This is a genomic window from Bacillus kwashiorkori (assembly GCF_001375515.1).
In the GTDB taxonomy this organism is placed as follows: Bacteria; Bacillota; Bacilli; order Bacillales; family Caldibacillaceae; genus Bacillus_BK; species Bacillus_BK kwashiorkori.
Genome location: NZ_CTDX01000016.1, coordinates 643,175 through 668,716 on the forward strand (window position 1 = coordinate 643,175; position 25,542 = coordinate 668,716).

At 34.6% G+C, this 25,542-nt stretch carries 28 protein-coding genes; 23 read left to right on the forward strand and 5 right to left on the reverse strand.

The annotated features are described in order from the left end of the window. Nucleotides 1–335 precede the first annotated feature (335 nt). The 5 genes from BN1242_RS12395 (at nucleotide 336) to BN1242_RS12415 (ending at nucleotide 4,204) form a co-directional block, all read left to right on the forward strand. Nucleotides 336–1,016: an SOS response-associated peptidase gene (locus BN1242_RS12395; RefSeq protein WP_062356600.1), complete on the forward strand. Its 681-nt coding sequence runs from the start codon at nucleotides 336–338 to the stop codon at nucleotides 1,014–1,016. An 18-nt stretch (nucleotides 1,017–1,034) separates the two neighbouring features. Further along, the gene (locus tag BN1242_RS12400; protein ID WP_062356603.1) at nucleotides 1,035–1,877 is read left to right on the forward strand and encodes a DegV family protein; all 843 of its coding nucleotides are present in this window, start codon (nucleotides 1,035–1,037) and stop codon (nucleotides 1,875–1,877) included. A 227-nt stretch (nucleotides 1,878–2,104) separates the two neighbouring features. Next, on the forward strand, nucleotides 2,105–2,698 hold the full coding sequence (locus tag BN1242_RS12405) for an SCO family protein (RefSeq protein WP_062356607.1): 594 nt from the start codon (nucleotides 2,105–2,107) through the stop codon (nucleotides 2,696–2,698). A gap of 98 nt (nucleotides 2,699–2,796) precedes the next feature. Beyond that, complete coding sequence (locus tag BN1242_RS12410) at nucleotides 2,797–3,639, forward strand: SGNH/GDSL hydrolase family protein (protein ID WP_062356612.1); 843 nt, start codon at nucleotides 2,797–2,799, stop codon at nucleotides 3,637–3,639. Beyond that, nucleotides 3,632–4,204 (forward strand): YpmS family protein, encoded by a 573-nt coding sequence (locus tag BN1242_RS12415; protein ID WP_062356615.1) that lies wholly within the window; start codon nucleotides 3,632–3,634, stop codon nucleotides 4,202–4,204. The genes BN1242_RS12410 and BN1242_RS12415 overlap by 8 nt, the downstream gene beginning before the upstream one ends. 235 nt (nucleotides 4,205–4,439) lie before the next feature. Here BN1242_RS12415 and BN1242_RS12420 read toward each other — a convergent pair whose 3' ends face one another. Next, nucleotides 4,440–5,804 (reverse strand): RsmF rRNA methyltransferase first C-terminal domain-containing protein, encoded by a 1,365-nt coding sequence (locus tag BN1242_RS12420; protein WP_062357081.1) that lies wholly within the window; start codon nucleotides 5,802–5,804, stop codon nucleotides 4,440–4,442. Nucleotides 5,805–6,038: 234 nt separating this feature from the next. On the opposite strand from BN1242_RS12420, the gene BN1242_RS12425 reads away from it, so the two are divergent. The 14 genes from BN1242_RS12425 (at nucleotide 6,039) to BN1242_RS12490 (ending at nucleotide 20,490) form a co-directional block, all read left to right on the forward strand. Then, a complete protein-coding gene (locus BN1242_RS12425) occupies nucleotides 6,039–7,400 on the forward strand; it encodes an aspartate aminotransferase family protein (RefSeq protein WP_062356619.1) in 1,362 nt (453 codons plus the stop codon). Between the two features lie 20 nt (nucleotides 7,401–7,420). Then, nucleotides 7,421–8,113 (forward strand): CoA transferase subunit A, encoded by a 693-nt coding sequence (locus BN1242_RS12430; protein WP_062356622.1) that lies wholly within the window; start codon nucleotides 7,421–7,423, stop codon nucleotides 8,111–8,113. Further along, nucleotides 8,098–8,760, forward strand: coding sequence for a 3-oxoacid CoA-transferase subunit B (locus BN1242_RS12435; protein WP_062356625.1), 663 nt, complete (start codon nucleotides 8,098–8,100; stop codon nucleotides 8,758–8,760). Before BN1242_RS12430 ends, BN1242_RS12435 begins: the two co-directional genes overlap by 16 nt. A 36-nt stretch (nucleotides 8,761–8,796) precedes the next feature. Beyond that, nucleotides 8,797–10,065: a peptidase gene (locus BN1242_RS12440; RefSeq protein WP_062356628.1), complete on the forward strand. Its 1,269-nt coding sequence runs from the start codon at nucleotides 8,797–8,799 to the stop codon at nucleotides 10,063–10,065. Between the two features lie 13 nt (nucleotides 10,066–10,078). Beyond that, nucleotides 10,079–11,413: a 4-aminobutyrate--2-oxoglutarate transaminase gene (gene gabT / locus BN1242_RS12445; RefSeq protein WP_062356631.1), complete on the forward strand. Its 1,335-nt coding sequence runs from the start codon at nucleotides 10,079–10,081 to the stop codon at nucleotides 11,411–11,413. Nucleotides 11,414–11,434: 21 nt separating this feature from the next. Then, complete coding sequence (ablB, locus tag BN1242_RS12450) at nucleotides 11,435–12,265, forward strand: putative beta-lysine N-acetyltransferase (RefSeq protein ID WP_238985140.1); 831 nt, start codon at nucleotides 11,435–11,437, stop codon at nucleotides 12,263–12,265. A 7-nt stretch (nucleotides 12,266–12,272) separates the two neighbouring features. Then, nucleotides 12,273–13,712, forward strand: coding sequence for a sigma-54 interaction domain-containing protein (locus BN1242_RS12455; protein WP_062356637.1), 1,440 nt, complete (start codon nucleotides 12,273–12,275; stop codon nucleotides 13,710–13,712). Nucleotides 13,713–13,891: 179 nt separating this feature from the next. After that, the gene (gene kamA, locus BN1242_RS12460; protein ID WP_062356639.1) at nucleotides 13,892–15,307 is read left to right on the forward strand and encodes a lysine 2,3-aminomutase; all 1,416 of its coding nucleotides are present in this window, start codon (nucleotides 13,892–13,894) and stop codon (nucleotides 15,305–15,307) included. Further along, nucleotides 15,300–15,596 carry a YokU family protein gene (locus BN1242_RS12465; RefSeq protein WP_062356642.1) on the forward strand — a complete coding sequence of 99 codons (297 nt, stop codon included), beginning with the start codon at nucleotides 15,300–15,302 and terminating at the stop codon, nucleotides 15,594–15,596. Before kamA ends, BN1242_RS12465 begins: the two co-directional genes overlap by 8 nt. A gap of 93 nt (nucleotides 15,597–15,689) precedes the next feature. Then, the gene (locus tag BN1242_RS12470; protein ID WP_062356644.1) at nucleotides 15,690–15,920 is read left to right on the forward strand and encodes a YozE family protein; all 231 of its coding nucleotides are present in this window, start codon (nucleotides 15,690–15,692) and stop codon (nucleotides 15,918–15,920) included. A 176-nt stretch (nucleotides 15,921–16,096) separates the two neighbouring features. Next, on the forward strand, nucleotides 16,097–16,753 hold the full coding sequence (locus tag BN1242_RS12475; RefSeq protein ID WP_062356647.1) for a hypothetical protein: 657 nt from the start codon (nucleotides 16,097–16,099) through the stop codon (nucleotides 16,751–16,753). Between the two features lie 208 nt (nucleotides 16,754–16,961). Further along, a complete protein-coding gene (gene deoD / locus BN1242_RS12480) occupies nucleotides 16,962–17,663 on the forward strand; it encodes a purine-nucleoside phosphorylase (RefSeq protein ID WP_062356650.1) in 702 nt (233 codons plus the stop codon). A 397-nt stretch (nucleotides 17,664–18,060) separates the two neighbouring features. Next, nucleotides 18,061–18,867, forward strand: coding sequence for a M15 family metallopeptidase (locus BN1242_RS12485; RefSeq protein WP_062356653.1), 807 nt, complete (start codon nucleotides 18,061–18,063; stop codon nucleotides 18,865–18,867). Between the two features lie 114 nt (nucleotides 18,868–18,981). Further along, nucleotides 18,982–20,490 carry a lmo1851 family serine protease gene (locus tag BN1242_RS12490; protein ID WP_062356657.1) on the forward strand — a complete coding sequence of 503 codons (1,509 nt, stop codon included), beginning with the start codon at nucleotides 18,982–18,984 and terminating at the stop codon, nucleotides 20,488–20,490. 179 nt (nucleotides 20,491–20,669) lie between these two features. Here the strand turns inward: BN1242_RS12490 and BN1242_RS12495 are convergent, their stop codons facing one another. Together BN1242_RS12495 and BN1242_RS12500 are read right to left on the reverse strand one after the other, a co-directional pair. After that, entirely contained in the window at nucleotides 20,670–20,918 is a 249-nt protein-coding gene (locus BN1242_RS12495; RefSeq protein WP_062356660.1) for a hypothetical protein, read from the reverse strand. A gap of 108 nt (nucleotides 20,919–21,026) precedes the next feature. After that, the gene (locus BN1242_RS12500) at nucleotides 21,027–21,512 is read right to left on the reverse strand and encodes an Hsp20/alpha crystallin family protein (RefSeq protein ID WP_062356663.1); all 486 of its coding nucleotides are present in this window, start codon (nucleotides 21,510–21,512) and stop codon (nucleotides 21,027–21,029) included. 198 nt (nucleotides 21,513–21,710) lie between these two features. On the opposite strand from BN1242_RS12500, the gene BN1242_RS12505 reads away from it, so the two are divergent. Next, complete coding sequence (locus tag BN1242_RS12505; RefSeq protein ID WP_062356666.1) at nucleotides 21,711–22,493, forward strand: SDR family oxidoreductase; 783 nt, start codon at nucleotides 21,711–21,713, stop codon at nucleotides 22,491–22,493. 78 nt (nucleotides 22,494–22,571) lie between these two features. After that, nucleotides 22,572–22,727 carry a DUF2639 domain-containing protein gene (locus BN1242_RS13270; RefSeq protein WP_072136199.1) on the forward strand — a complete coding sequence of 52 codons (156 nt, stop codon included), beginning with the start codon at nucleotides 22,572–22,574 and terminating at the stop codon, nucleotides 22,725–22,727. Between the two features lie 75 nt (nucleotides 22,728–22,802). On the opposite strand, the gene BN1242_RS12510 is transcribed toward BN1242_RS13270, so the two are convergent. After that, the gene (locus BN1242_RS12510; protein ID WP_062357084.1) at nucleotides 22,803–23,366 is read right to left on the reverse strand and encodes a GNAT family N-acetyltransferase; all 564 of its coding nucleotides are present in this window, start codon (nucleotides 23,364–23,366) and stop codon (nucleotides 22,803–22,805) included. Nucleotides 23,367–23,686: 320 nt separating this feature from the next. On the opposite strand from BN1242_RS12510, the gene BN1242_RS12515 reads away from it, so the two are divergent. Next, nucleotides 23,687–24,007, forward strand: coding sequence for a DUF4870 domain-containing protein (locus BN1242_RS12515; protein WP_062356671.1), 321 nt, complete (start codon nucleotides 23,687–23,689; stop codon nucleotides 24,005–24,007). 138 nt (nucleotides 24,008–24,145) lie between these two features. On the opposite strand, the gene BN1242_RS12520 is transcribed toward BN1242_RS12515, so the two are convergent. After that, a complete protein-coding gene (locus tag BN1242_RS12520) occupies nucleotides 24,146–24,709 on the reverse strand; it encodes a YdcF family protein (RefSeq protein ID WP_087941752.1) in 564 nt (187 codons plus the stop codon). A gap of 95 nt (nucleotides 24,710–24,804) precedes the next feature. Between BN1242_RS12520 and BN1242_RS12525 the strand changes: the two genes are divergently transcribed. Beyond that, a complete protein-coding gene (locus BN1242_RS12525) occupies nucleotides 24,805–25,491 on the forward strand; it encodes a hypothetical protein (protein WP_062356674.1) in 687 nt (228 codons plus the stop codon). The last annotated feature ends 51 nt before the right edge of the window (nucleotides 25,492–25,542 follow it).

The following is a 25,542-nucleotide window of genomic DNA, read 5'->3' on the forward strand; positions in this document are numbered from 1 at the left end:
TTTAATTTACAGGCTATGTTAAAGATTGTTGTTGATTTCCGTTTCAGGCGGACGCTTTCCGCGGGCACGGCCACAGCCGCTTCGACGCTACGCCGTCTCGTTATTTCTTGCTAGTGCTGTTATGCAGGACAAGGAACGCAACGGTCGCGACTCATCGCACGAAGGAAAAGCGAATGCTTTTTTCGAGGAGTCGCCGCCTTACACTACAATCAACAACTGCCTAAAAATCAACAATTAACAATAACATAGACACCCATGAAAGCAATTTTTCACCATAGTGAATGAAAATCGCAGTATTTTCACGGTAGCCATTTATAAAAAAAGGCGGGAAAAGTATGTGTGGACGCTTTACATTAACAGTTGAACAAGAAATGTTAATTGATTCGTTTGATCTCCTTACATTCCCTGATGATTATATGCCGCGATATAATATCGCTCCAACACAAAATATATTAGCGGCAGTACATACTGATAGTGGCAGAAAAGCAGGATTTCTTCGTTGGGGTCTCGTACCGTATTGGGTAAAGGATACAAAAAAGTGGAAACCGTTAATTAATGCCCGTGTTGAATCATTAACAGAGAAAGCAAGTTTTAAGCATTTATTAAATAAAAGACGTTGCATCATTTTTGCCGATAGCTTCTATGAGTGGAAAGTAGATGAAAATGGCAAGAAAATTCCTTATCGATTTATGAAGAAGGATGAAGCACCATTTGCTTTTGCCGGTCTATGGGATCGGAAACAAACGACGTCGAATAATTCTGTTGTATCTTGTACGATTATTACGACGCAGGCTAATGAATTAGTAAAGGACGTCCATGAGCGGATGCCAGTTATGTTAACCGAAAAGGAAGCAATCGAATCATGGTTAAACACGACCAAATATTCTTTTCGTGATGCTAAAGATATGTTACAATCATTTCCAAGTAATTCGCAAAAATGTTACCAAGTTTCTTTAGCTGTAAATAATGTTAAAAATGATAATTTAGATTGCATCCAAGCAGTCAATAGTTTGTAAAAAATAGGATGTGAAAAAATGACAAAAATTAAAGTTGTTACAGACTCAACAGTAGACTTAAATAAAGAAATTATTCAAAAATATGAAATCCATGTGTTACCGTTGCAAATAAATTTAGAAGGAAAGACCTACTTAGATAGGGAAGATATTACTCCGACTGAATTTATTGAAAAGATGAAAACAGCAGATGAACTGCCGAAAAGCTCCCAACCTTCTTTAGGTTCATTTATTAAATTATATAATGAATTAACGAGTGATGGCAGTGAAGTAATTTCTATTCATTTATCGTCTGGCTTAAGTGGTACAGTACGAACCGCTGAAACCGCGGCAAAACAATGCAATGGAAAGGTTACGGTTGTCGATTCTTTATATATTTCTAAAGGACTTGCCTTTCAAGTAATCGAAGCAGCTACAATGGCCAAAAAAGGACATTCGATGGCAGAAATAATTGATCGTTTGAACGTTGTCCGTAAGTCCACAAGATTATTTGTCGTCGTTGATACGTTAGAAAATTTAATGAAAGGTGGACGTATTGGTAAAGCGAAAGCATTAATTGGGTCGTTACTTAACATTAAGCCAATCGCTACACTTGAGGAAGGTGTTTATTCACCAATTGCTAATGCAAGAAGCCACGGACAAGTTGTCAAACAATTAGTTAAACATTTAGTTGAAGATACGAATGGAAAAATAATTAAAGGAATTGGTATCACCCACGCGGATGGAAAAGATTTAGCAATCCGCTTAAAGGAAAAAATATTAGAACTATATGAAAATCTAGAAATCTTAATAGAAGATACAACACCAATTATAAGTACGCATACTGGTCCAGGGGCTATTGGCTTTATGTATTATGCAGAATAAAAATTGACAGAGAGGGCATTAGAAGGAATGGAAAACTTCTATATTGTGCCCTCTCTTTTTAATTGGAAGGAATCAGATTTTAACTTTTACCTAACACTCTATTATGCTAGTAGATGATTGTTAACATTTTGTCAAAAAGTGGATGTTTGTAAGTTTATCTAAGTATGAATTATTTTGGATAGGGTAATTATTTTGTTAAAATGAGGAGGAAGGGGAGGAGAATATTCATGAAAGGAATAAAATTCTTTTTTGTTCTACTACTAATATCCAGTCTATTATTAACAGGATGCAGCTCAAAGAAAATAGAAAATGAAAAAAATTGGCCAATTGAATCTTTCGAACATATTAATCAAGACGGGGAAAAGCTTTCTTTATCTGATTTAAAAGGGAAAATTTGGATTGCAAACTTTATATTTACAAATTGTACAACTGTATGCTCACCTATTACTGCAAATATGGCGAGAATCCAACAACTGTTAGCAGAAAATGATTTGCAAAATGTGGAAATCATTTCTTTTAGTATTGATCCTGAGGTCGACACACCTGAACAGCTAAAAAGTTTTGCAGCAAATTTTACGGAGGACTTATCTAATTGGCATTTTTTAACCGGATATGTTCAACCATATATTGAACAATTTGCTAAAGACAATTTTCATCTTTTTGTATTAAAACCAGAAGATGATGATCAAGTAATGCATGGAACCGATTTCTTTTTAGTTGATCAACAAGGAGTAGTGGTAAAATATTATTCTGCTTTAGATATCCCATATGAGGAACTGTTACAAGATATTGAAGTGCTAGTAAGTAGAGGAAGTAAGTGAAATATATTCAACTCATTGTTCTAGACCGCACATATTCATGATATAATCAAAGGGCCGTCTGCTTGGAATAAAACTTAGTAAGATAGTAGGTGGATTATATGAAAAAATATTTTCGTTTATTTATCTGGTTCGTTTTAATTAATATAATTGCAGCGTGCTCCTTTGAACAATCGAAACATGAAATGAAACTTCATATAGAAAACCGAGATGTTGGACATTTAACGAAAGCTCTAATCCCAGCAGATTTTATCCCCCAACCGTTAAAAATTGCAGCAATCGGTGATTCATTAACTGCAGGTGTCGGTGATACGAGTAACCAAGGTGGTTATTTACATTTTTTAAAAGGAGATTTAATAAAGTTAAAAGGGGTTAAAACGGTTGAAATTTTCAATCATGGTGTAAGTGGCAATCGGACAGATCAACTTTTAAAAAGATTGACACAAGAAACTGTAGAAAAAGATATTAAGAAAGCAGACTTAGTTATTGTAACAATTGGCGGCAATGATTTAATGAAAATAATGAGAGATAATTTCACAAATCTTCAAATGGATGTTTTTCTCAAAGAAGAACCGAACTATGAAAAAAGGTTATCAAATATAATTACTACCGTAAAAAAATTAAATCCTCAGTCTACTGTAATTTTAGTAGGTCTTTATAATCCATTTCAGCATTTATTTGCTAACATTAAGGAACTGAATGAAATTGTCGATAAATGGAATGAAATTGGTCAGCAAGTTGTTTCCGAATTTGAACAAACATATTTTGCACCAATTGAAAATATTTTTTCTGATGGGAGCATAGATTTACTATATGAAGATAGTTTCCACCCGAATAATAAAGGTTATTCACTGATCGCAAAGGAAATATATGCGACCCTTTCAGAGGTAGAATTGACAGAAACGAATGAATGGTTCGTTGTGAAGGAAGATGGCAATGAATAAGCGAAATTGGAAACGAGCGTTTTTCATCTTACTAGGTATAAATATAGCAGTAATGCTTACTTTATTACTGTTATTCATGCTGCCAACGAGTGGAAATATAAATGAAATTAGTACAACAAAACAAAACGATGATGTAGAGTTAATTATTTCAGCGAAAAAGGAAGATTTGACGACATTCATTAATGAATATATAAGGAATGAGAATGACGGGAATATCGCTTATGGTGTATATTTAAAAGACGAAGTTGAATTAGTAGGGTCTTTACCCGTCTTTACAGAATCCATTGATATGAGTATGACATTTGATGCGAAAGCATTGGAAAATGGAGATTTGCTATTATCTCAAAAAGGAATCAGTATTGGCAATCTGCATTTACCTGTTACGTATGTGTTAAATTTTATTAAACGAGTATATTCTTTCCCTGATTGGGTTGAAATTTTCCCGAATGAACATATGGTTTATTTACACTTAACAAAAATGGAATTAAAAAATGGAATACAAATAAAAGCAAAACAGTTTGATTTATCGAAGGACGAAATTACTTTTTCGTTCAAAATGCCATAATGAATAAATTATAGAAAAGGTTTTGACTCCACAAAGAACGAGGAAACGTCTTTGTGGAGTTTCATTTTCGCTCTTTTCGCAGGACGAGAAACACTTCGGCTGCGACGCATTGCACGAATGCCTATTTCGAGGAATCATCGCGTTATGCTTCAATCAACTAGTTTTTATATCAAAAAACAATCATTTCTTCCATCTTCATTTCCACTATAATAAGAACAAAAACCTTTAAATTCTTTTATAAAATCCGTAATCCTTTTGGATAATAATTTTTTATTTGTCCATTGGAAGCTTTTCCCCAACCTAGCGGAAATCCATCCATTGTTATTAAAACCCATCCTTTGTATTGATCGCAAGCAATTGTTTCACCTTTTAAATATTGTCTCAGCAAATTGCTAGATGAAGGTAAATCAAATGTTTGTTTTACTTGTTGCGGTCTTATTGCTAAAGCAAGAGCATGATTTGGCTCAAAGCGGTTTTTTTTCAATTCCCCAAGATGTAATCCGAAGCGTTGTATCTTTAGTCCTGCTATATTTGGTGTATTATCTGGTAATTCGTGAAGATGAGAACCAAACAGAGAAAGCTGGTTAAAGCTAATATTTTGTAAGTATTTTTCCTGAAAGTTAGCAAAATCCTTTAAACTAATTTGATGTTGTTTATTTTTCAACGGTTTTACTGAAGTTATTGTCTCACTCTGTTTTATTAACTTCGCAGCAAAATGGCCTTCACCTTTAAGACGGTGGGGCCATAGTCGTGCAGACTTTTCTATCTCTTTTGTAGAGGCTTTTGTCCAATTCACTCTTCCAGCCTCAATCCCATGATGTTTTTCAACTTGTACTAGTTCCATGTCGGGATGCCGTTGTAAAAATGTTTCAATTACTTGTTCATTTTCTTCTGGTGAAAACGTACAAGTGGAATAGACGATTGTTCCCTCACCCTTCAACATTTTATAAGCTTCTTCCAAAATATGAATTTGTTTAATGCTACATTCCATTACGTGATGATTAGTCCAATATTTACTTGCCTCCGGATCTTTACGAAACATCCCTTCTCCAGAACAAGGAGCATCGACTAATATTTTATTAAAATATGCAGGAAAATGATTCGCTAACCGCTCCGGTGTTTCGTTCGTCACGATTGCATTCGTGATCCCCATTCTTTCAATATTTTCAGCTAAAGCTTTCACTCGTTTCGGATGGATTTCATTGGCAAATAAAAGCCCCTTTCCATTTAACGCGGCAGCTAATTGAGTGGATTTTCCACCTGGTGCGGCACATAAATCTAATACTACATCTCCTGGTTGAACAGCAAGTAATGGGGCGATAAACATTGCGCTAGGTTCTTGAATGTAATAGAGCCCTGCATGGTGGTATGGGTGTTTCCCTGGTTCCGTTTGTCTGTAAGGATAATAATAACCATGCGAAACGAACGGAATTTTTTCAAGCGGAAAAGGAGCAAGTTGTTCCCATTTAGATTCCGTAATTTTCAGCTGATTAATTCTTAACCCACTTGTTCTCGGCAATTGATAACTAGAAAAAAATTCTGCTGCTTCCTCTGCTAATAAAAGCTCCATCTTTTCCACAAAATCTTTCGGTAATCCAATCACAAAAGTTCTCCTTTCCTATTCTTAACAATGAATTAATAACCCGTAAGCAACTGTTTAATTTTTACATAGCATATATTTTATCAAAAGAAGACCGAGAAATGTAGCGTGAAATAATGATTAAAAGGTATGTAAATATTTGTTGAATCATACAATGTAGCAAGCTCCATTATGTGATGTACATCCCCTATGTATTATTTGAAAGCTAGAACAAACAGGAGGAGGCGTATCGTGATGGATAAGTCTTATGTCATCAAACCAATTTTAGATGAAACTTATCCGCTTATTTCACACGGAAACGGTGTTTATGTATATGACAGTTCCGGTAACCAATATTTAGATGGCTGCTCCGGGGCTGTAACGGCAAATATCGGTCACGGCTTGGATGAAATTATCGATCAAATTGCTGAGCAAGGGAAAAAAATAGCCTTTGTTTATCGTTCTCAATTTGCTAATGAGCCAGCTGAACTATTAGCCAAAAAGTTAATAGACGAAGTCGGTAATGATTACAGTGGAGTATTTTTTGTCAATAGCGGTTCCGAGGCAACAGAAACAGCAGTGAAAATAGCACTTCAATACTGGCAAGAACTAGGAAAACCGAGTAAAACAAAACTTATTTCCCGCTGGATTAGTTATCACGGAATTACGAATGGTGCATTAGCTTTATCAGGACATCCAATCCGACGAAAAAAGTTTTTGCCTCAACTGGTGGAAGTCGACTTTATCGAGCCTCCTTATTGTTATCGTTGTCCATTTCAATTAACATATCCAAACTGTATGTTGAAATGTGCCACTCAGTTAGAAACTGCTATTAAACGGATTGGTAGCGAAAATATCGCAGCATTTATCGCAGAACCAATCATTGGTGCGGCAGGTGGTGCAATTACTCCACCAGATGAATATTACGAAATTATTGCAAAAATTTGTGAAGAAAATGAAATTTTATTTATTGCAGATGAAGTAATGACCGGGTGTGGACGAACAGGTTCCATGCTGGCAATCACTAACTGGCGAGTTCAACCACATATTATTACATTGGGAAAAGGGTTAAGTGCAGGTTATAGTCCGCTAGCAGCTGTTATTTTACATAAACAAATAATGGAAGCTATAGAAAGTGGTAGTAAGTTAATTATGAGCGGTCACACGTTTAGTGGGAATCCACTTTCCACCGCTGCAGGTTTAGCGGTAATGAATTATTTGAAGAAAAATAATGTCATAGCAAAAGTCAAGGAAAAAGGAGAATTTTTACAAGCAGAAATTCAAAATTTACAAGAAAAGTATTCCTTTATTGGGGAGGTTCGCGGGAAAGGATTATTAATAGGTATCGAGTTTGTTGAAAATCAGTTAGTAAAGACACCGTTTTCAAGACAATTAACCGTAACAGAACAAATAATCAAACTAGCTAGAAGAAATGGCTTACTAGTATATCCTGCCCAGGCGGGGTTGGATGGAATAAACGGAGATGCCATCCTCATTGCACCACCACTTACAATTACACATGAAGAAATGCTGGATTTAGTAGGACGGCTAAATAATACCTTTCATGACTTTTCACAGAAAAATATGGAAAGAGACGTAACAATTCACCCTAAGTAAGGGTAAGCGAGGGGATAGTAATGGATAATCCTTTAGAAAAAATCACTTCATTAGAAAAGGTGGCACATTTTTTTCACGATAAAATGACACTTTTATTTGGTGGCTTTGGGGGAATTGGAACACCACCAAGTTTAATAGATTTGATTATTGATTTAAATATAAAAGATATAACGGTTATCGGGAACGATACTGGCTTTCCTCATATCGGTATAGGCAAGTTAATAAGTTTAGGAAGAGTGAAAAAAGCAATTGTTTCTCATATCGGATCTAATCCACTCGCAGGAAAACAAATGACAAACGGCGAGTTAGAAATTGAATTTTCACCACAAGGAACTTTAGTGGAACGCATTCGTGCAGGAGGCATTGGGATAGCTGGGATTATTACTGATATTGGTATTGATAATGAAGTGACAACAAAAGGAAAACAAATCATCCATTTAAATAATGAACCGTTTTTGTTAGAAACAGCTTTAACAGCAGAAGTAGGCATTGTTTATGCAAAAAAAGCCGATCCTTATGGGAATCTTGTGTTTGATAAAAGTGCAAGAAATACTAATCCTTTAGTGGCAATGGCTGGAGAAATTACAATTGCCGAAGTAGAAGAAATTGTCCCACTAGGTGAATTACATCCAGAAGAAATCGTCACACCAGGAGTTTTTGTGGATTATATTGTACCTTCTAAAGGGGTGAATTGGCGATGGGTTTGGGAATAGATACTCGCAATAAAATTGCAAAAAGGGCGGCTCGTGAAATTGAAGATGGTATGATCGTAAACTTAGGGATTGGTATTCCTTCTCTCGTCCCAAACCATTTAGTTGGGAAAAAACATATTTTATTTCATGCAGAAAATGGCATTATTGGTATTGGACCTTCACCGAAAAGGGGCGAAGAAGACGCAAATCTTTGTAATGCTGCCGGATACCCAGTCACTATTCATAAAGGGGCTTCATATTTTGATAGTTCGATTGCGTTTGCGATAGCTAGAAGGGGGAAGTTAGACATTACAATTCTCGGTGCATTAGAAGTTAGTGAAACAGGTGATTTAGCAAATTGGATTGTTCCTGGAAAACGGGTACCTGGAATTGGCGGGGCGATGGACTTAGCGAAAAAGGCAAAAAAAGTAATTGTAGTGATGAACCATCTTGATAAATATGGGAATCCGAAAATTGTGTCTACGTGTAAACTCCCATTAACTGCAAAAAATTGTGTCGATATGATTATTACAGAAATGGCAGTTTTTGAAATTCAACAGAATCAATTAATATTAACAGAGATTTTCCAGCCTTTTTCCATATCAGAAGTGATGGAACATACTGCTGCCAAATTTCAAGTTCCAGCACAAATAAGAGTGAATGCATAATTTCATACAAAAAAATAATGAAAAGGAGTGGAAAGTTTGCAACAACAATTAAATGAAGTTTTCCATTGGATAGAGAATAATCAACAAACAGCAATTCGGCTATTAAAGCGGCTTGTACAAGAAGATAGTACGAGAATGCAAGAATTTAAAGGGCAAGCGGTAATTATTGAGAAATGTAGGGAGCTTGGTTTAGAACTCGATATATGGGAAATTGGCGAAGAAACAATGTGTCATCCTTTATTTCATTCCGATCGAAAAGATTTTTCAGAAAACCCGAATGTCGTTGCAACTTTAAAAGGAAGCGGCGGTGGAAAATCCCTTATTGTAAATAGTCATATCGATGTCGTGCCGGTCGGGAATATGGACGATTGGCAATATGAACCTTTTAGCGGCAAAATTATGGACGGGAAGTTGTATGGTAGAGGGGCGACGGATATGAAAGGTGGGACGGTTGCCCTCTTATATGTGTTAGAAGCATTAAAAGAATGCGGTATCCATTTAAAAGGAGATGTCATTTTCCAAAGTGTTATTGAAGAGGAAAGCGGAGGAAGTGGCACTTTAGCTGCGGTTGTCCGCGGTTATAAAGCGGATGGCGCACTAATTCCTGAACCGACTAATTTAAAAATCTTTCCTAAGTTGCAAGGTTCACTATGGTTTAGAATTAATGTATTTGGAAAATCGGCTCATGCAGGAACTCGCTATGAAGGTGTGAATGCGATTGAAAAGTCAATGAAAGTAATAAACATGCTTCAGCAACTAGAAACGAAAAGAAACGAAACGATTACTGATCCGTTATATAAGAATATTAAAATTCCCGTTCCTATTAATGTCGGAAAATTTTACAGTGGAAAATGGCCTTCCTCTGTTCCTGATTTAGCAATAATAGAAGGCAGACTTGGAGTAAAACCAGATGAAACGATTGATGAAGCAATGGCAGAACTACAGTCTTCCTTAAATGAATTAATTGTAGAAGATGAATGGTTTCAAGAAAAGCCACCTAAGTTGGAATGGTTCGGTGCTCGCTGGTTACCTAGTACAATTGCAGCTGACCATCCACTACTTACGACGGTAGCGGAAAGCTATCAGTCTATTATCGGTCAGAAAGCCATTATAGAAGCTTCTCCTTGGGCAACAGATGGAGGGATGCTCTATCATGCGGGCGGGATACCTGTCGTTGTTTTTGGTCCTGGTATTACAAAACTGGCTCATGACAGTGATGAATATATTTTGTTAGAAGATATCATTACAGCTGCCAAAATTATTGCAAAAACTGTGATCCATTGGTGTGAAATTAGCGAGAAATAGAGGTGATATATAGATGGACTTAACAAGAAGGACTATTCCTGGTCCACTCGGTGAGGAATTATTAACAAGAAAAAATCAAGCAGTTCCAAGAGGTCCATTCCACACATTGCCAACATTTATTAAAGAAGCTAAAGGAGCTATAGTTGTTGATGTGGATGGAAATAAATATATCGATTTTGCGGGAGCAATCGGTTCCTTAAATGTCGGTCATTGCCCGCCAAAAGTCATTGCAGCGTTAAAAGAGCAAATAGAGCAATATATCCACCCTTGTTTCCACGTAATGATGTATGAACCATATATCGAACTCGCTGAAAAGTTAAATACAATCACTCCTGGTCATTTCCCGAAGAAGACGTTCTTTTTAAATAGTGGTGCAGAAGCTGTTGAAAATGCGATTAAGATCGCACGCAAATTTACTAAACGAAAAGCAATTATTTCTTTTGAAAGAGGTTTTCACGGAAGAACATATATGTCTATGTCTTTAACGAGTAAAGTAAAACCATATAAAAATGGTTTCGGACCATTCGTTCCTGAAACATATAAACTACCGTTCCCTTATTATTACTATGAGAATCGGTTAACGAAAGAAGAACTGGACGAACGATTATTGAAAAACTTTCGTGAACTATTTATTCGGGAAGTTCCTGCCAATGAAGTTGCTGCCGTTATAATGGAACTCGTTCAAGGGGAAGGTGGCTTCGTTATCCCATCAAAAAAGTTCGTCCAAGGGGTAAAGGAGATTTGTGAAGAAAATGGAATTTTATTTATTGCGGATGAAATCCAAACTGGTTTTGCTAGAACTGGAAAAATGTTTGCTTCTGAACATTTTTCCATTGAACCCGATTTAATGACGATGTCGAAATCTATTGCTGCAGGGATTCCTATTAGTGCAGTAACAGGGAGAGCCGACATCATGGATGCACCAGAGGTAGGTGAAATAGGTGGTACATATGGTGGTAGTCCACTCGGTTGTGTTGCGGCGCTTGCAGTTATTGAAACAATCGAAGAACAGCAGTTAGTGAAGCGAGCGGAAGCAATTGGAGAGAAATTTTTCACAACTTTTAAAGCTTTAGAAGATAGAATCAAACAAGTGGGGGAAGTTCGCCATCTAGGTGCCATGTGTGCTATCGAATTTGTACAGGACAAAGAAAGTAAAGTTCCTAATAAACAATTTGTCCAACAAGTGATGGCAAAAGCACATGAACGAGGGCTAATCATAATGAGTGCTGGTTTATATAGTAATATTATTCGCTTATTAACACCATTAATTATCAAAGAAGAAGAGTTAGAAAAAGGGTTTGCTATATTAAAAGAAACCATTGAAGAAGTGGCTGGAATGGAGAAGTAGATATTAGAAAGGATGTTTTTCGTGAAAGAAATAGAGATTAGGACAGAACAATTATTTCTTCATTATATAATTGATTTATTTAATAAACGAATCCGGGTATTGCACATGAACGGGAGTGTTGATTCTGCCATTGAAGTATTAGAGAAAGCAGTGAAAAAAGACAACATCGAAAAGCTGATTATCTATGCTAAAAGAGAATTTTTTACAAACTGGCTTAGTAAAGGATTCCAATTAGAGGCAATGATTGACCGTTATTTTTCCGGAACAGATGCATATATTTTCACGAAATATTATACGAGTGAACGAAGAACAAGCACATTCTGGATGGAAGAAGAAACAATTTTACATTCGTTAGTTGCAAAATTCGATCATTCATCATTACCGCAAAACTATTCTTTAAGATTAGCAACGGTAGACGATGCCGACCAATTAGCAGAGTTATATAAAACAGTCTTTGCCATATATCCGACACCGATGGATGATCCATACTATATCCAGAATGTGATGCTACAGAATACGTTATTTGCATGTATTACGGAGGAAGGAAAGATTGTTAGTGCTGCATCTGCTGAGATAGATAGAAAAAACGGAAATGCAGAAATTACTGATTGCGCCACATATGCTATACACAGAAAAAAGGGATTAATGAAAGTATTAATAACTTTTTTAGAAAAACAATTGATGAAAGAACAAATATTTTGTACTTATTCTATTGCGAGAGCATTATCGTTCGGGATGAACAACGCATTTTATCAGCTAGGTTATCAATATCGAGGTAGGCTAACTAATAACTGCTATATTTTTGATAAGCTGGAAGATATGAATATGTGGGTGAAAAACTTAGCTAATTAACTGGGAGGTGAGAAGAATTAATTGGGAGCAAATTCTCGAAACGGTACTTAATACAATTGATGAAGGGATTCATATTATTGACTTGGAAGGTAATACAATATTTTATAATCAAATAGCAGCACGTCACGATGGACTCTCCCGTGAAGATGTATTGGGCCGACATCTGTTGTCAGCCTTTCCGTCTTTAACAAAACAAACTAGTACTTTATTAAAAGTGCTTGAGACAAAAAAACCAATATATCATCAAACACAAAATTACCGAAATTTATACGGAATACCGATCGAAACTGTGAACACGACATTGCCAATTATCGTTGATCATCAAATAGTTGGCGCGGTAGAAATCGCAAAAGACTATTCTAAATTAAGACAATTGGCCGACCAGTTAGTGGAGTTGCAACGGAAAGATACTCAACACCCCCGAAATAAACAAAGTCAAAAATATACTTTTTCTAATATCATTACAACAGATGATAAACTAATTGAATTAAAGAGTAAAATTTCAAAAGTAGCTAAGTTGAATTCTTCTATTTTAGTTTATGGTGAGAGCGGGGTAGGCAAGGAATTGTTTGTCCAAGGAATTCATGAAGCTTCTACTCGAAAGAATAAACCGTTTATCGCTCAAAATTGTGCTGCATTACCGGAAACATTGTTAGAAAGTATATTATTTGGTACGGCAAAAGGGAGCTATACAGGGGCAGTTGATAGACCCGGATTATTTGAACTTGCTGATGGAGGAACATTATTTTTAGATGAACTTCATTGTATGGCACTTGATTTGCAAGCCAAATTACTTCGTATATTAGAAGACGGTGTCGTTCGTCGGATTGGTGATGTAAAGGAACGGAAAGTGGATGTCAGGGTAATTGCCGCAATGAATATCTCACCTGTAAAAGCGCTAAAAACGAATGTCATTAGACATGATTTATATTACCGGTTAAACGTGTTAGCATTCGAAATTCCACCTTTAAGAATGAGGAAAAAAGATATAAAAATATTAGTAAAGTTTTTTCTTAAACAATATAATCAACGTTTTCAAAAACGGGTAACTGACATTTGTGAAAAGGTTGAGGATGTTTTTACTAAATATGATTGGCCCGGTAATATCCGTGAATTGAAGCATACGATTGAGTATGCAATGAATTTTTGTGAAGGAAATAAAATTCTTCTGGAACATTTGCCACTAACATTACAAGACTTATATGGAACAGAAGATACTCATGAAAGTGGTAATAATGTAGAGAAAGTGGTACAGCATGGTTTAAAGGAGTATATAGAATCCATTGAGAAACAAATTATTATCGATATGCTTTATAAAACGGATGGAAATATTCAAAAAGCCGCGAACCAATTACAGTTGCCAAGACAAACATTACAAACGAAACTTAAAAAATATAAAATTAACAAAGCGCTCATTTTAAAATCAAGAGCTACACAACATGCCTAATTTTCGGCATGTTTTTTCTTTTCACCGTCTACATCCAGCTTGCATTGTTACATAGAAAAATATTCAAAGTTACTAGCAAATTATTTATTTCTTGATACAATGCATTTTCGTTATCGCCCTTAGGTCATTTGGCATCATACTTGCATATTTAATTAGTAAATGATTAGGAGGCGAATAGCATGAATTTTAACTTGTATAAGCCAAAACGGCACTGGAAAGAGATTGATCTTTGGAAAGATGTTACAGAGGAACAATGGAATGACTGGCTTTGGCAATTAACGAATACGATACGAACAGTTGATGATTTAAAAAAAGTTATCAATTTAACTGCTGATGAAGAAGAAGGAGTACGCATTTCGGCAAAAACGATTCCTTTAAATATAACACCCTATTATGCATCGCTAATGAATCCAGATGATCCGCGTTGCCCGATTCGGATGCAATCCGTACCTATTTCACGCGAATTGTATAAAACTCCTTATGATTTAGAAGATCCGCTACACGAAGATGAGGATTCGCCAGTACCAGGACTTACCCATCGTTATCCAGATCGAGTTCTTTTCCTAGTAACGAACCAATGTTCTATGTATTGTCGCTACTGTACAAGGCGCCGTTTTTCCGGCCAAATTGGTATGGGGGTGCCTAAAAAACAGCTAGATAAGGCGATTGACTACATTCGCAATACTCCGGAAGTAAGAGATGTTCTTTTATCTGGAGGGGATGCATTATTAATTAATGATCAAATTTTAGAATACATTCTAAAAAATTTACGGGCCATCCCTCATGTTGAAATTATCCGAATTGGTACGAGAGCACCGGTTGTTTTTCCACAACGAATAACAGAAAACCTTTGCAATATATTAAAAAAATATCACCCAGTTTGGCTAAATACGCATTTTAACACATCCATTGAAATAACAGAAGAAGCAAAGACAGCTTGTGAAATGTTAGTAAATTCTGGCGTGCCAGTTGGTAATCAGGCGGTAATTTTAGCGGGTATTAATGACAGCGTGCCAATTATGAAAAAGCTCATGCACGATTTAGTAAAAATTAGAGTTCGTCCATATTATATTTACCAATGTGACTTATCGGAAGGAATTAGCCATTTCCGGGCACCGGTTGCTAAAGGATTGGAAATTATCGAAGCATTGAGGGGGCATACGAGTGGTTATGCAGTACCTACATTTGTCGTAGATGCTCCAGGTGGGGGAGGAAAGATTTCGTTACAGCCAAACTACTTAATCTCCCAAAGTGCAGATAAAGTTGTTCTACGAAACTTTGAAGGAGTTATTACGACATATCCAGAACCGGAAAACTATATAGCTGGGAAGGCAGAAGATTATTTTCAAGAAATTTTCCCGAATATGCAAGAAAAAGCTGCAAAAACAGGTATTGCAGCATTAATGAATGAATCAAAATTTAATTTAATTCCAGAAGGGCTAGAGAGAATTGAAAAGCGGGAGTTGTATGAAGGAAATCCAGATCACGAATCATTAAAAGATTTTCGTGAAAAACGGGACCGATTAAAAGAGAAGAAATTTATCGCGCAGCAAAAAAAATTCTTCCAAAAGGATAAGGTGGACTTAAATGAGTAAAGTTTGTGAATGGTGTGGCAGCGCAAAAATTAAGAAAATGGATAAAACGGTATATTGGGAACTTCCCGATGGAACGAGAGCGGTAGAAATTAAAGAAACTCCTTCCATTCAATGCCTAGATTGCCAAATGATTTATCAAGAAGAGGCATTAATCAAACAAATTGAAGATCAGCTATTTCTCGTCAATACGAAAAACTTACCGAAAGTATTCACCTATAAAAAGTTAATGGCAGAAGAGCGAATGTTAAAACGGAACTACTTTGATTTTTCTGATCTCGAGGGATATTAATTATTCGATAATAAGTAGCTTGACGGCATTTTTTAAAAAAGTTACACTTAAAAACATAATACATCCAGCAAATCATTTAGAAAGGTTATTGTCATGCCCAAATCTTTTTATCACTTTTTAATGCGTTACCGTCATCCGCAGGGAAACGATGAACTGGCAAAGTTCGCAAATAATGCTTATAAAGATCACAGCTTTCCAACCCAATCAGTCAATTACGATGAAATAAGTCGTTATTTAGAACTTAATGGACATTACTTGCCTTCGATGACGATATTTGATGATGCATGGGATTTATATCTCCAAATCGAATTTGACAAAAGATAACTTAACGATTTATCATATGTTTCCCATCCTAGCCAGCATTAACAAATGCTGGTTTTCTCATTGGCCAAGTTGTTTGCATATATTATAAAAAACAATAGGGATATAGACTATCTGATTAATAAATTTGTTTTTTTATATAATGATTGAAAATTTAATGGTCTTAGGATGGGAGAAAAATGACAAAAAATCAAAAACCAAAATTTAAAATTGGTGACAATGTTGTGATAACGAAAGTTGGAAATAAAGGAAATGTAAAAAAAATCGTTTATATTGAAGGAGATTGGTATTATAAGTTAGCGGAACATGATCATTTATTCGCCGAATCTTCCCTTCAATTAAAGCATCATCACGAAGCGAAAGCCCATCTGACAGAAAATATTCATGTAGAATATAAATACCATTTTGGAGATATTGTCCGGGTGAAAGGATATGGTCAGCAGCTTTTCACAGTAATCGGTTTTCGTGTTGAAATTTGGCGGTATCGTGAATCTGCATGGGATGACATCATCTATGAGCTTTCTCGAATTAGTGATGGGCAATGGTTAGAAGCATCAGAAGAAGAACTAACATATATAACGAGTGGCGAAAATGCTTTAAAATTAATCAACTCTAAAAAACAAACGTCAGCTAAGCCATTATTATTATCCCCGCCAAAATCTTCAGCAAAAACAAAAGAAACAGCTGATATAGATACGTTATTAGATATGTATAACGATTATTATTTTCTATATCAAAATTTTGAAGAAGCTAATTACAAAAAGAAAATGAACGAAATTTTAAAAAAGTTAGAAGCTCTCTCAAAAAATCCATTTAACAATGAAAAACGTAGTTAAACTCCCTTTATTTTTAACAATGGAATTATTAAGGCGAGTTTCTCTAATTTGGAGATAGTCGCTATAAGAGAAACTCGCCTGAAAATGATTAAAATTGCCTATTAACAACTTCAACATGTTTCAGTAATTTTTAGTACTATTTTCTCTTTGTGAAAAATATGGTATAGTTGGATTAGTGTTCTATTTATTATCATTAGGAGGAATGCAAATGAGCGTACATATTGGAGCAAAACAAAATGAAATTGCTGAAACAATTCTTTTACCTGGAGACCCATTAAGAGCAAAATATATTGCTGAAACATTCCTTGAAAACGCTGTCTGTTATAATGAAGTAAGGAATATGTTCGGTTATACGGGAACATATAAAGGAAAACGCATTTCTGTCCAAGGAACTGGCATGGGAGTACCTTCCATCTCCATTTATGTGACTGAACTAATGCAAAGCTATAACGTCCAAAATTTAATCCGTGTAGGGACTTGTGGTGCAATTCAAAAAGATGTGAAGGTTCGCGATGTAATCTTAGCAATGAGTGCTTCAACAGATTCACAAATGAACCGAAAAATATTTGGCGCAATGGACTATGCACCGACCGCTAATTTTGACTTATTGAAAAAAGCATATGATGCAGGTATGAATAAAGGACTCCACTTACAAGTTGGCAATGTCTTTACAGCAGATATGTTTTACGATGAAAATGCGGAACATGAAAAATGGGCCCGTTACGGTATTTTAGCATTAGAAATGGAATCAGCGGCACTTTATACATTAGCTGCTAAATTCGGCAGAAAAGCTTTGTCCATATTAACTGTTAGTGATCATCTGCTTACAGGAGAGGAAACAACTGCAGAAGAAAGACAAACGACATTTAACGATATGATTGAAGTGGCGTTAGAAGCAGCCATTAAATAATCGGACCTTTATTCGTTTCAGTCGTATCTATTAGAAAAAATGGAAGCAAGTGGACCGACGATTATTTGTACGTAACTAGGGTCACTTGCTTTTTCTTGTTTTTTATTCCGTCACTCTAATTTATTATCGTTTGACTAAAACAGACCATAATACACCATAGAAATGTTCTACTATTTCATAATTTTTATTGCCACATCCAACTGACGTCCACCAAAAATTGCCTTAATTACGAACTTTAACATTTAAAACAACATTGCTTTTGAAAACTGCCTTTCACAAACTTATAAAATAGTAATCATTCATAAAAAAAATTGTCATCATTTTTATCTATCATATTTTCAAAGTAAATGATAAAATGATTCTTGTTTAAAATAATGAATGGAAACGGTGAAAACGTATGAATAGAAAAGCAATTATATCCGTTTGTATTGCCATCCCTTTTTTATTTTCATGTCAAGCAAATGGTAACATAAAAAATGATCAATCAAAGCAATTATCTGAATCAGAACCACTAAATCAACCTTCAAACAAGGACGTAGAAAAGGAAGATAATAAAGAAGTAACAATTGACCGAAAAAATATAACGAAAACTGAAACAGTAGAAGGTAAAACTGTCATTCAAAACCCTAATAATGTGTTAATATTAGTAAATAAACAATTACATTTACCTGAAGATTACAAACCGACTGATTTAGTACGTCCGAAAGTACCTTTTTCTTTCGGTGACCAAGATATTGAAAAAAGCTATTTACGGAAAATTGCTGCAGAACATTTAGAAAAAATGTTCAAACAAGCAAAAAACGATGGGATTGAGATTTTCGCTGTATCTGGTTATCGCTCCTATAATCGTCAAGTACAAGTGTTTCAAAATCAAGTAGCAAAAAGTGGTGAAGAAACAGCCCTAACATTAGTAGCTGTACCTGGACAAAGTGAACATCAAACAGGTCTAGCAATGGATATCTCTGCGAAAAGTGTTGGATTTGATTTAGTTGAGGAGTTTGAAAATACAGTAGAGGGACAGTGGCTCAGTAATAATGCCTATAAATTTGGCTTTATTTTACGTTATCCGAAAGGGAAAGAAGATGTTACTGGATACAGTTATGAGCCTTGGCATTTTCGCTACGTTGGCAAGGAAATCGCCAAAATAATTTACGAAAATAACTGGACACTAGAAGAGTATTTTGCCGAATCGAAGGGAATTTGATGGTTCTATTGTTAGAAAAAATATAAACAACTATTCAATTACAAAGAAACATGGTATCTTATAACTTATAAGTATAAAATTGTTGTCAAACTTTTCCTTGAAAGTGGTGAAAAGATGTCGAAGGAAGAAAAGGATATAGAAAATTTTTCAATAGAGAATCAAAGTGAAGATAACGGAACGGATAATAAATATATAAAGATAAAAAAGTTTCGCTTCATTATGATGATGTTTTTTCTAGTGTTTATGACCGCAGGAATAACTATTTTTGTGTTATCCTTTGGTGAAGATAAACCAGTAGAAAAAATTACTGTTCGAGATCGTGCAGAATTCATGAAATTATATGATGTTTTTGAAAGTATTAAAGGAAATTATGTAGACGATATTGATGAGAATCAATTAATAGAAGGCGCCATAAATGGAATGGTCGATGCCATTGGTGATCCTTATTCCGATTACATGACGAAAGAAGAAACAAATAGTTTTCATGATAGCATCAATTCTTCATTTGAAGGTATTGGAGCTCAAGTGGAGGAAAAAGAAGGAAAAATTGTTATTGTCGCCCCAATTAAAGGTTCACCTGCAGAAAAAGTTGGTCTTAGAGCGAATGATATTATTTTAGCTGTAGACGGTAAAAGTATTCAAGGGATGACTGCAACCGAAGCAGTTACGTTAATTCGTGGTAAAAAGGGAACAGAAGTCGAACTATTAATTTCAAGGCCTGGTATTGACGGAAATATTACGGTCAAAATTACTCGCGATGTTATCCCAATTGAAACTGTGTATAGTGAAATGTTAAAGAATAAGATAGGGAAAGTTCAAATTACGTCTTTTTCAAATAACACATTGACAGAATTACAAACGCATTTAAATGAATTAAAAGAAAAAGGAATGAAAGCATTAATTTTAGACGTTCGCCAAAATCCAGGTGGACTTTTAGAACAAGCAATTTATATAACAAGTTTATTTGTACCGAACGGTGAAGTAATATATCAAATGGAATATAATGATGGTAAAAGGGAACGACAATTATCAGGTCAAAAAGAATCGTTTGATTTGCCACTTGTTCTATTAGTGGATGGAGGAAGTGCCAGTGCCTCGGAAATATTAGCAGGAGCATTAAAAGAATCAGCTGGGGTACCAATTGTCGGTGAAAAAACATTTGGAAAAGGGACTGCCCAATCTGCAGTTGATTTTAATGACGGTTCTAGTTTTAAAATAACAACGGCAAGATGGCTAACACCAAATGGCAATTGGATTCATGAAAAAGGTATTGAACCTGATTATCAAGTATCACTGCCTGAATATGCTTATTTACCATATATTAATCCAGAATTAGAGCTAAAAGAGTCGATGTTATCAGATCCCGTTAAAGTCGTGGAAAAAATGTTGAAGGCATTAGGATATGATCCAGGAAAAATTGATGGTTTCTTCGATGAAAAATTGTCTGCAGCAGTTAAAGAATTTCAAAAAGCAGAAAAACTAGAAGAGACTGGAGTTGTAACTGGCGATACAACATTATCGATTATGGAAAGACTTCGTGAAAACCTTATTAAAAATGATCCGCAAGTAAAGAAAGCAATAGAAGTATTAAAGGAAAAATTAGAGGAATCGAAAAAAGACTGACAATCGTCAGTCTTTTTATCATTTAGTCGCTGCCTTACACTACAACCAACAACTGCCTAAGTATCATCAATAATCAATAACATACATACCCTTGGAAATCGATTTTTCACTATGATGAATGAAAATAGTTGTAATTTCAGGGTAGCCTATCATTTTATAATTGGCTTAAAATTTCATTATTAGGAAAGACTACTTTCACCAAACTTAGCAAAAGTTCTTTCATCTTCTATTAAACCACAAAGAGCACACTGTATTCGATATTGCGGTCCTTTATATGGCATGTGAAATGGTTCTAGAGTTTCACTACTTAAATTTTGGATAACTTCACCCGTTTGTGGATTTAATTTAACGGATTCTGCCACTTGTTTTATAATATTAAATCGAGATCGGTTTGTTTTACAATTGGGGCAACGATATGGTGTAGCCATTTACTCCATCCTTTCTGCAGTTTTTACCTGAAACGTTATTTATATTATGGGATGGATCAATAGAAAACATTCTTCCAATCATTAGCCTTTTAGTCAGAATGAATGGAGTTAATGGGAAATATCAATCTCATTAAACTGCCGATCTACATTTTTTGGAATAGTAATTTCGAGAATTTTATCTCGATAAATTGCTTTTGCTCCTTTTTTTTTCACGATAGTCGGTAAAGTTATCGTATATGGACCATCAAAGGAATCTAAATGGTCGATCATACACTTATTTAAATTATAAAATATTTTAATATTCCTAACTTCTTCTTTTTTCTCGAATGGAATACGAATATATACATAATCATGTGTTTCAAAAACAATCTCTTGTAAATTCCGGTAAGATTGTTTTTCGCTCTGTTTGTCTTTTTTCGTTGGTTGTTTTTCTGTTTTAAATAGTTCTGTCTCTTTTTCAATTAATGATTTTAAATAGTCCGGAAACATTTGCTCCATCCAGCCATTCATCATCTTATGAAAATCTTGTTCAGATAAATTTTTAAATGGATTAAACCCGTTTTTCGATGAGTTAAAAAAATTCCATGGAAACATACCGATACACCCACTCTCCATGTATATGGCTAACATATGTTAGAATGTAAAAAAGGTGCATGTGTATAGTGTGAAACGTCCATAAGCGGGGATGGACGTACAGGATATACAAGTTAGAAATCATTAATTATTTGCATAATCAATCATACAAATTTACTATATGGATAAGAACGACGAACGGGAAATGAGGGAAGTGGAGTGGAAAAAAGACGTCTAACCGTATTAATTACCGGTGGAGCATCTGGGTTAGGGAAGCAAACTGCTATTGAATTTGCTAAAAGGGGAATGAATATCGTCATCAACTATCGCAATAGTGAAGAACGTGCTACTAAATTAGTGGATGAACTACGAAAAAAATATAATATAGAAACACTTATTGTTAAAGGTGATGTTAGTAAATATCAAGACTGCGAACAAATCTATCATGATGTTACTGCAAAATTTTCTAGTGTAGATATAGTAATTCATAATGCAGGACCGTATATTCAAGAACGTAAAAAAATGTCCGATTATGATATAAACGAGTGGGAATATATCATTAATGGGAACTTAAATAGTGTGTTTTACTTATCAAAACTGTTTTTGCCGAATATGCGTAGGAACCATTGGGGCAGAATTATTACTATTGGTTTTGATCGTGCAGAGACAGCCCCTGGATGGATTTACCGTTCTGCATTTGCGGCTGCTAAAACAGCACTTGTCTCCTTAACGAAAACGTTGAGTATGGAAGAGGCAGAAAATGGTATTACTGTAAATATGGTTAGTCCTGGTGATATTACGAATCATTGGAAGGAACAAACTATCGAAAGCGCGAAACAATGTCACGATCGGTCTACTCCTATTGGACGGCAAGGAACAGGGGAAGATATTGCTAGAGTAATAAGTTTTTTATGTGATAAGGATTCGGATTTTATAACGGGAAGTGTTTTAGCAGTAACAGGTGGGAAAGATGTGCTAAATAAAATCAACGAAGCGGATTGATTTTACATAACATAAATCCTCGACTCATAATTAATTCCTATCTTTCATATATTTCTAAAAAAGTAAGGGGGAATTATTTTGGCTTACAAAGGATCGAAGGGCTGGTATGTCAAAGAACTGAAAAATATGGGAATAAAGAAACATCCAATTGAACAAAAACCATTAGGAAAATATAAAACTTATATATTAAGAAAATTGTATTTACAAGAAAATAATAAAGAGTTTGGGACATAAAGAAACATATAAGTAAAGCAAATAACATATTTGCGATTTCCTTATATAAGCTTTCGTTCGTCCCAAACTCGGTTATTATGCTTCTAAAATTTGAATAGGCTGGTACGGTTGTTGTTGTTTTTTACAATAAAGTGTATAAAAGTCTTTCGGTATTTCATATAAGAAATATTGAAAACCATTTTGGTTATTGTTAATTTGTATTAGTAGAGAGGCTCTCGTATCATTCGCTTGAATGACATACGGGAGTTTCTCTGCCGCTTTTTGTGACCGAATATTTTCTTGACGAATTCTCATAAATATCGTTTCTATCTCTTTCTCGTAAAATAGTTCATGAAAAAATTGTTCTTTTGCTATAGAATTATAGCCTTTTCCATGATAAGGTTTGCCAAGCCAAGTACCGAGAAAACCAGCATGTTCATTTATATCATAAAGGGTAATTACACCGATAGGATTACCCCATTCATCTATGATTGTTCTTGAAATAAGTTCTCCTCGCTCTTCTGCTTCCATCATTTGTTTCGTCATAAAAATATATTCTTCTAAAGATGAAGGCTTTTGACGCACAAAAGGGAAGACGTCCGGATGCGTAATTAGTTCGTATAAAGTAGCGCAATCATGCAATTCTCGCTTTTTTAGCATATTTGTCCCTCCGAATTCGAGGGCAACTTGTGTAATCCACCCTCGAAATTTTTTATAAGTTAAATAAAAAAATTTCGGGGTGGGAATCGAACCCACTAGAACCAGTGATTGGTGGCGCACCATTTGCCTTCCCAAGACATATGATTTTTTTCTTCTGTATGTATATTACACAAATTTTATCAAAAAGGAAATACTTTTTTGTGCGATTTTATTGTCATTTTTCGTCAAAAATTTAAACAAAAAATAGATCAAACGAAACTAAAATATATTAGAAACGTACTTATAGATAAGATAAATTCTAATTGAGGGGGCATTTAAAAATGGTATCTAAAGACGAGAGGTTATTTGCAGCATTGATTTTTGGGTTTAATTTTTTTGCACCAGTCATTGGTCCGTTAATTATTTGGTTATTTAAGCGTGAGGATTCACCATATATTGATTATTATGGGCGGGAATACTTTAATTTTCTTATATCGTTTGCAATATACGGTATCGTTGCAGGTATTTTAACTATTATTTTAATCGGAATTTTGTTGTTGATTATATTAGGTATTGCATCTTTTATTATCATTATTCTTGGGATTTTTAAAGCTTACGAAGGCGAAAAGTTTAGAATTCCATTTATTATTCGATTTTTATAAAACAATTGGGGCTATTCCAGAAAAAAAGGATAGCCCCGTTTATTTTTTCAGCCTTGTTTTTCCTATATTCCCATTTAAAATTAATGATGATCATTTAGATTGGGAAACGGGCAAGTTTTTCGAATATAAGTAACGTATTCAGTAACCGAGAACGATTAATCTTAAAATTGCTGCGTATTCCCTCATATACATCTTTGTTTTAACTGTTTGCGGTGTTTTTGCTGCTAGTGGGTAAGCTTTAATACTAAGGGATTGTGCATTTTTTATTGCACGGAATAGATGAAAATCATTACTTACAATAACAGCTTCTTTCACATCAAACAAATCTTTCGCAAATGTTAAATTTTCTAATGTTGTAGTAGACTGATCTTCTATTAATATTCTTTCTTGATGAATACCATTTTCGAGCAAAAAGTTTTGGATTGCTTCAGCCTCGGTAATCCATTCTCCTTCACCTTTTCCACCTGTTGCAATTACTATCGTTTCCGGATTATCTTGTAAATAGGTTAGTGCAGCTTGTGCGCGATACAATAAACTTAATGACATTGTCGTTCCATTAACCTTAGCACCTAGAACAATGAGATAAGATATATTTTGTGGTGTCTTGCGAGACGCAACCTTTTTTATCTGACCTTGAGCATAAAAAACAAAACTACCAATTACCATTAATAAAATAAAGGAGAAATACAAAATCTTTCGCAAAACAGCCGCACCTTTCTATCATTTTTTTTATTATTAAACATAAAATATAAAAATAAAAAAGATACATTGACAATACGGTAGAAGGGGAAATCCACATGTCTATTAATAAATATTACACTAGATTAAGTGAAACTTATTTTTTAATTAGCATTTATTTTTCTGTTAGTGCACTTGTATTTTTACTAATATTATACAATGAAAAAACGTTAGCTTTCTTAATAACCGTACCCTTTTCTCTATTTAGTATAATCTATTTTTTACTCTATTACTATTACAATAAAAGAGTGGATATGGTGGGAGTTCTTCAAGAAAGAGAACAAAATAAAAATTGCCTATTAATAGAACAAGAAGGAAATACATTGTATTTTTTTAATAGTCGTGGACATGCGTCTTGTTCCATTCAATCAAAATTAACAATGTTAGGCAAAAAGCAATTTTTATATTGCGACGGAAAGAAAAAAATAAAGTTTGTTATATACAATAAACGGAATACTCTCGTAATCGAAAATCCAAACAGTGAAAGGCTTTTTTGGCATACCCATCCTAATCGTCTTTTTGGAGAATGGAATAGGGAAAAGTATTTGTTCGTGAGAGAGAAGAACAATAATAAATATCAGCTATTTAAAAGTGAGAAACTCATTTGCACCGTCGAAAAAGGTTTATTACCTCTAGACTTAACAATGAAATTTCGTTTAAATACACCAGTCATTACATTTTACGACAAACATACAACGGAAGAAAAATGCTTAATATTATTGTTAATATCCTTAATATATTTATAATAAAAAGCTGAAATATTTGCTATTGAATTACATTTTTTTATACAATAAGGA

Excerpts from the sequence above, each read along its gene's own strand:
- BN1242_RS12395 (WP_062356600.1), top strand. The coding sequence starts at position 336 with ATGTGTGGACGCTTTACATTAACAGTTGAACAAGAAATGTTAATTGAT.
- BN1242_RS12400 (WP_062356603.1), top strand. The coding sequence starts at position 1,035 with ATGACAAAAATTAAAGTTGTTACAGACTCAACAGTAGACTTAAATAAA.
- BN1242_RS12405 (WP_062356607.1), top strand. The coding sequence starts at position 2,105 with ATGAAAGGAATAAAATTCTTTTTTGTTCTACTACTAATATCCAGTCTA.
- BN1242_RS12410 (WP_062356612.1), top strand. The coding sequence starts at position 2,797 with ATGAAAAAATATTTTCGTTTATTTATCTGGTTCGTTTTAATTAATATA.
- BN1242_RS12415 (WP_062356615.1), top strand. The coding sequence starts at position 3,632 with ATGAATAAGCGAAATTGGAAACGAGCGTTTTTCATCTTACTAGGTATA.
- BN1242_RS12425 (WP_062356619.1), top strand. The coding sequence starts at position 6,039 with ATGGATAAGTCTTATGTCATCAAACCAATTTTAGATGAAACTTATCCG.
- BN1242_RS12430 (WP_062356622.1), top strand. The coding sequence starts at position 7,421 with ATGGATAATCCTTTAGAAAAAATCACTTCATTAGAAAAGGTGGCACAT.
- BN1242_RS12435 (WP_062356625.1), top strand. The coding sequence starts at position 8,098 with ATGGGTTTGGGAATAGATACTCGCAATAAAATTGCAAAAAGGGCGGCT.
- gabT (WP_062356631.1), top strand. The coding sequence starts at position 10,079 with ATGGACTTAACAAGAAGGACTATTCCTGGTCCACTCGGTGAGGAATTA.
- kamA (WP_062356639.1), top strand. The coding sequence starts at position 13,892 with ATGAATTTTAACTTGTATAAGCCAAAACGGCACTGGAAAGAGATTGAT.
- BN1242_RS12465 (WP_062356642.1), top strand. The coding sequence starts at position 15,300 with ATGAGTAAAGTTTGTGAATGGTGTGGCAGCGCAAAAATTAAGAAAATG.
- BN1242_RS12470 (WP_062356644.1), top strand. The coding sequence starts at position 15,690 with ATGCCCAAATCTTTTTATCACTTTTTAATGCGTTACCGTCATCCGCAG.
- BN1242_RS12475 (WP_062356647.1), top strand. The coding sequence starts at position 16,097 with ATGACAAAAAATCAAAAACCAAAATTTAAAATTGGTGACAATGTTGTG.
- deoD (WP_062356650.1), top strand. The coding sequence starts at position 16,962 with ATGAGCGTACATATTGGAGCAAAACAAAATGAAATTGCTGAAACAATT.
- BN1242_RS12485 (WP_062356653.1), top strand. The coding sequence starts at position 18,061 with ATGAATAGAAAAGCAATTATATCCGTTTGTATTGCCATCCCTTTTTTA.
- BN1242_RS12490 (WP_062356657.1), top strand. The coding sequence starts at position 18,982 with ATGTCGAAGGAAGAAAAGGATATAGAAAATTTTTCAATAGAGAATCAA.
- BN1242_RS12495 (WP_062356660.1), bottom strand. The coding sequence starts at position 20,918 with ATGGCTACACCATATCGTTGCCCCAATTGTAAAACAAACCGATCTCGA.
- BN1242_RS12500 (WP_062356663.1), bottom strand. The coding sequence starts at position 21,512 with ATGTTTCCATGGAATTTTTTTAACTCATCGAAAAACGGGTTTAATCCA.
- BN1242_RS12510 (WP_062357084.1), bottom strand. The coding sequence starts at position 23,366 with ATGCTAAAAAAGCGAGAATTGCATGATTGCGCTACTTTATACGAACTA.
- BN1242_RS12515 (WP_062356671.1), top strand. The coding sequence starts at position 23,687 with ATGGTATCTAAAGACGAGAGGTTATTTGCAGCATTGATTTTTGGGTTT.
- BN1242_RS12525 (WP_062356674.1), top strand. The coding sequence starts at position 24,805 with ATGTCTATTAATAAATATTACACTAGATTAAGTGAAACTTATTTTTTA.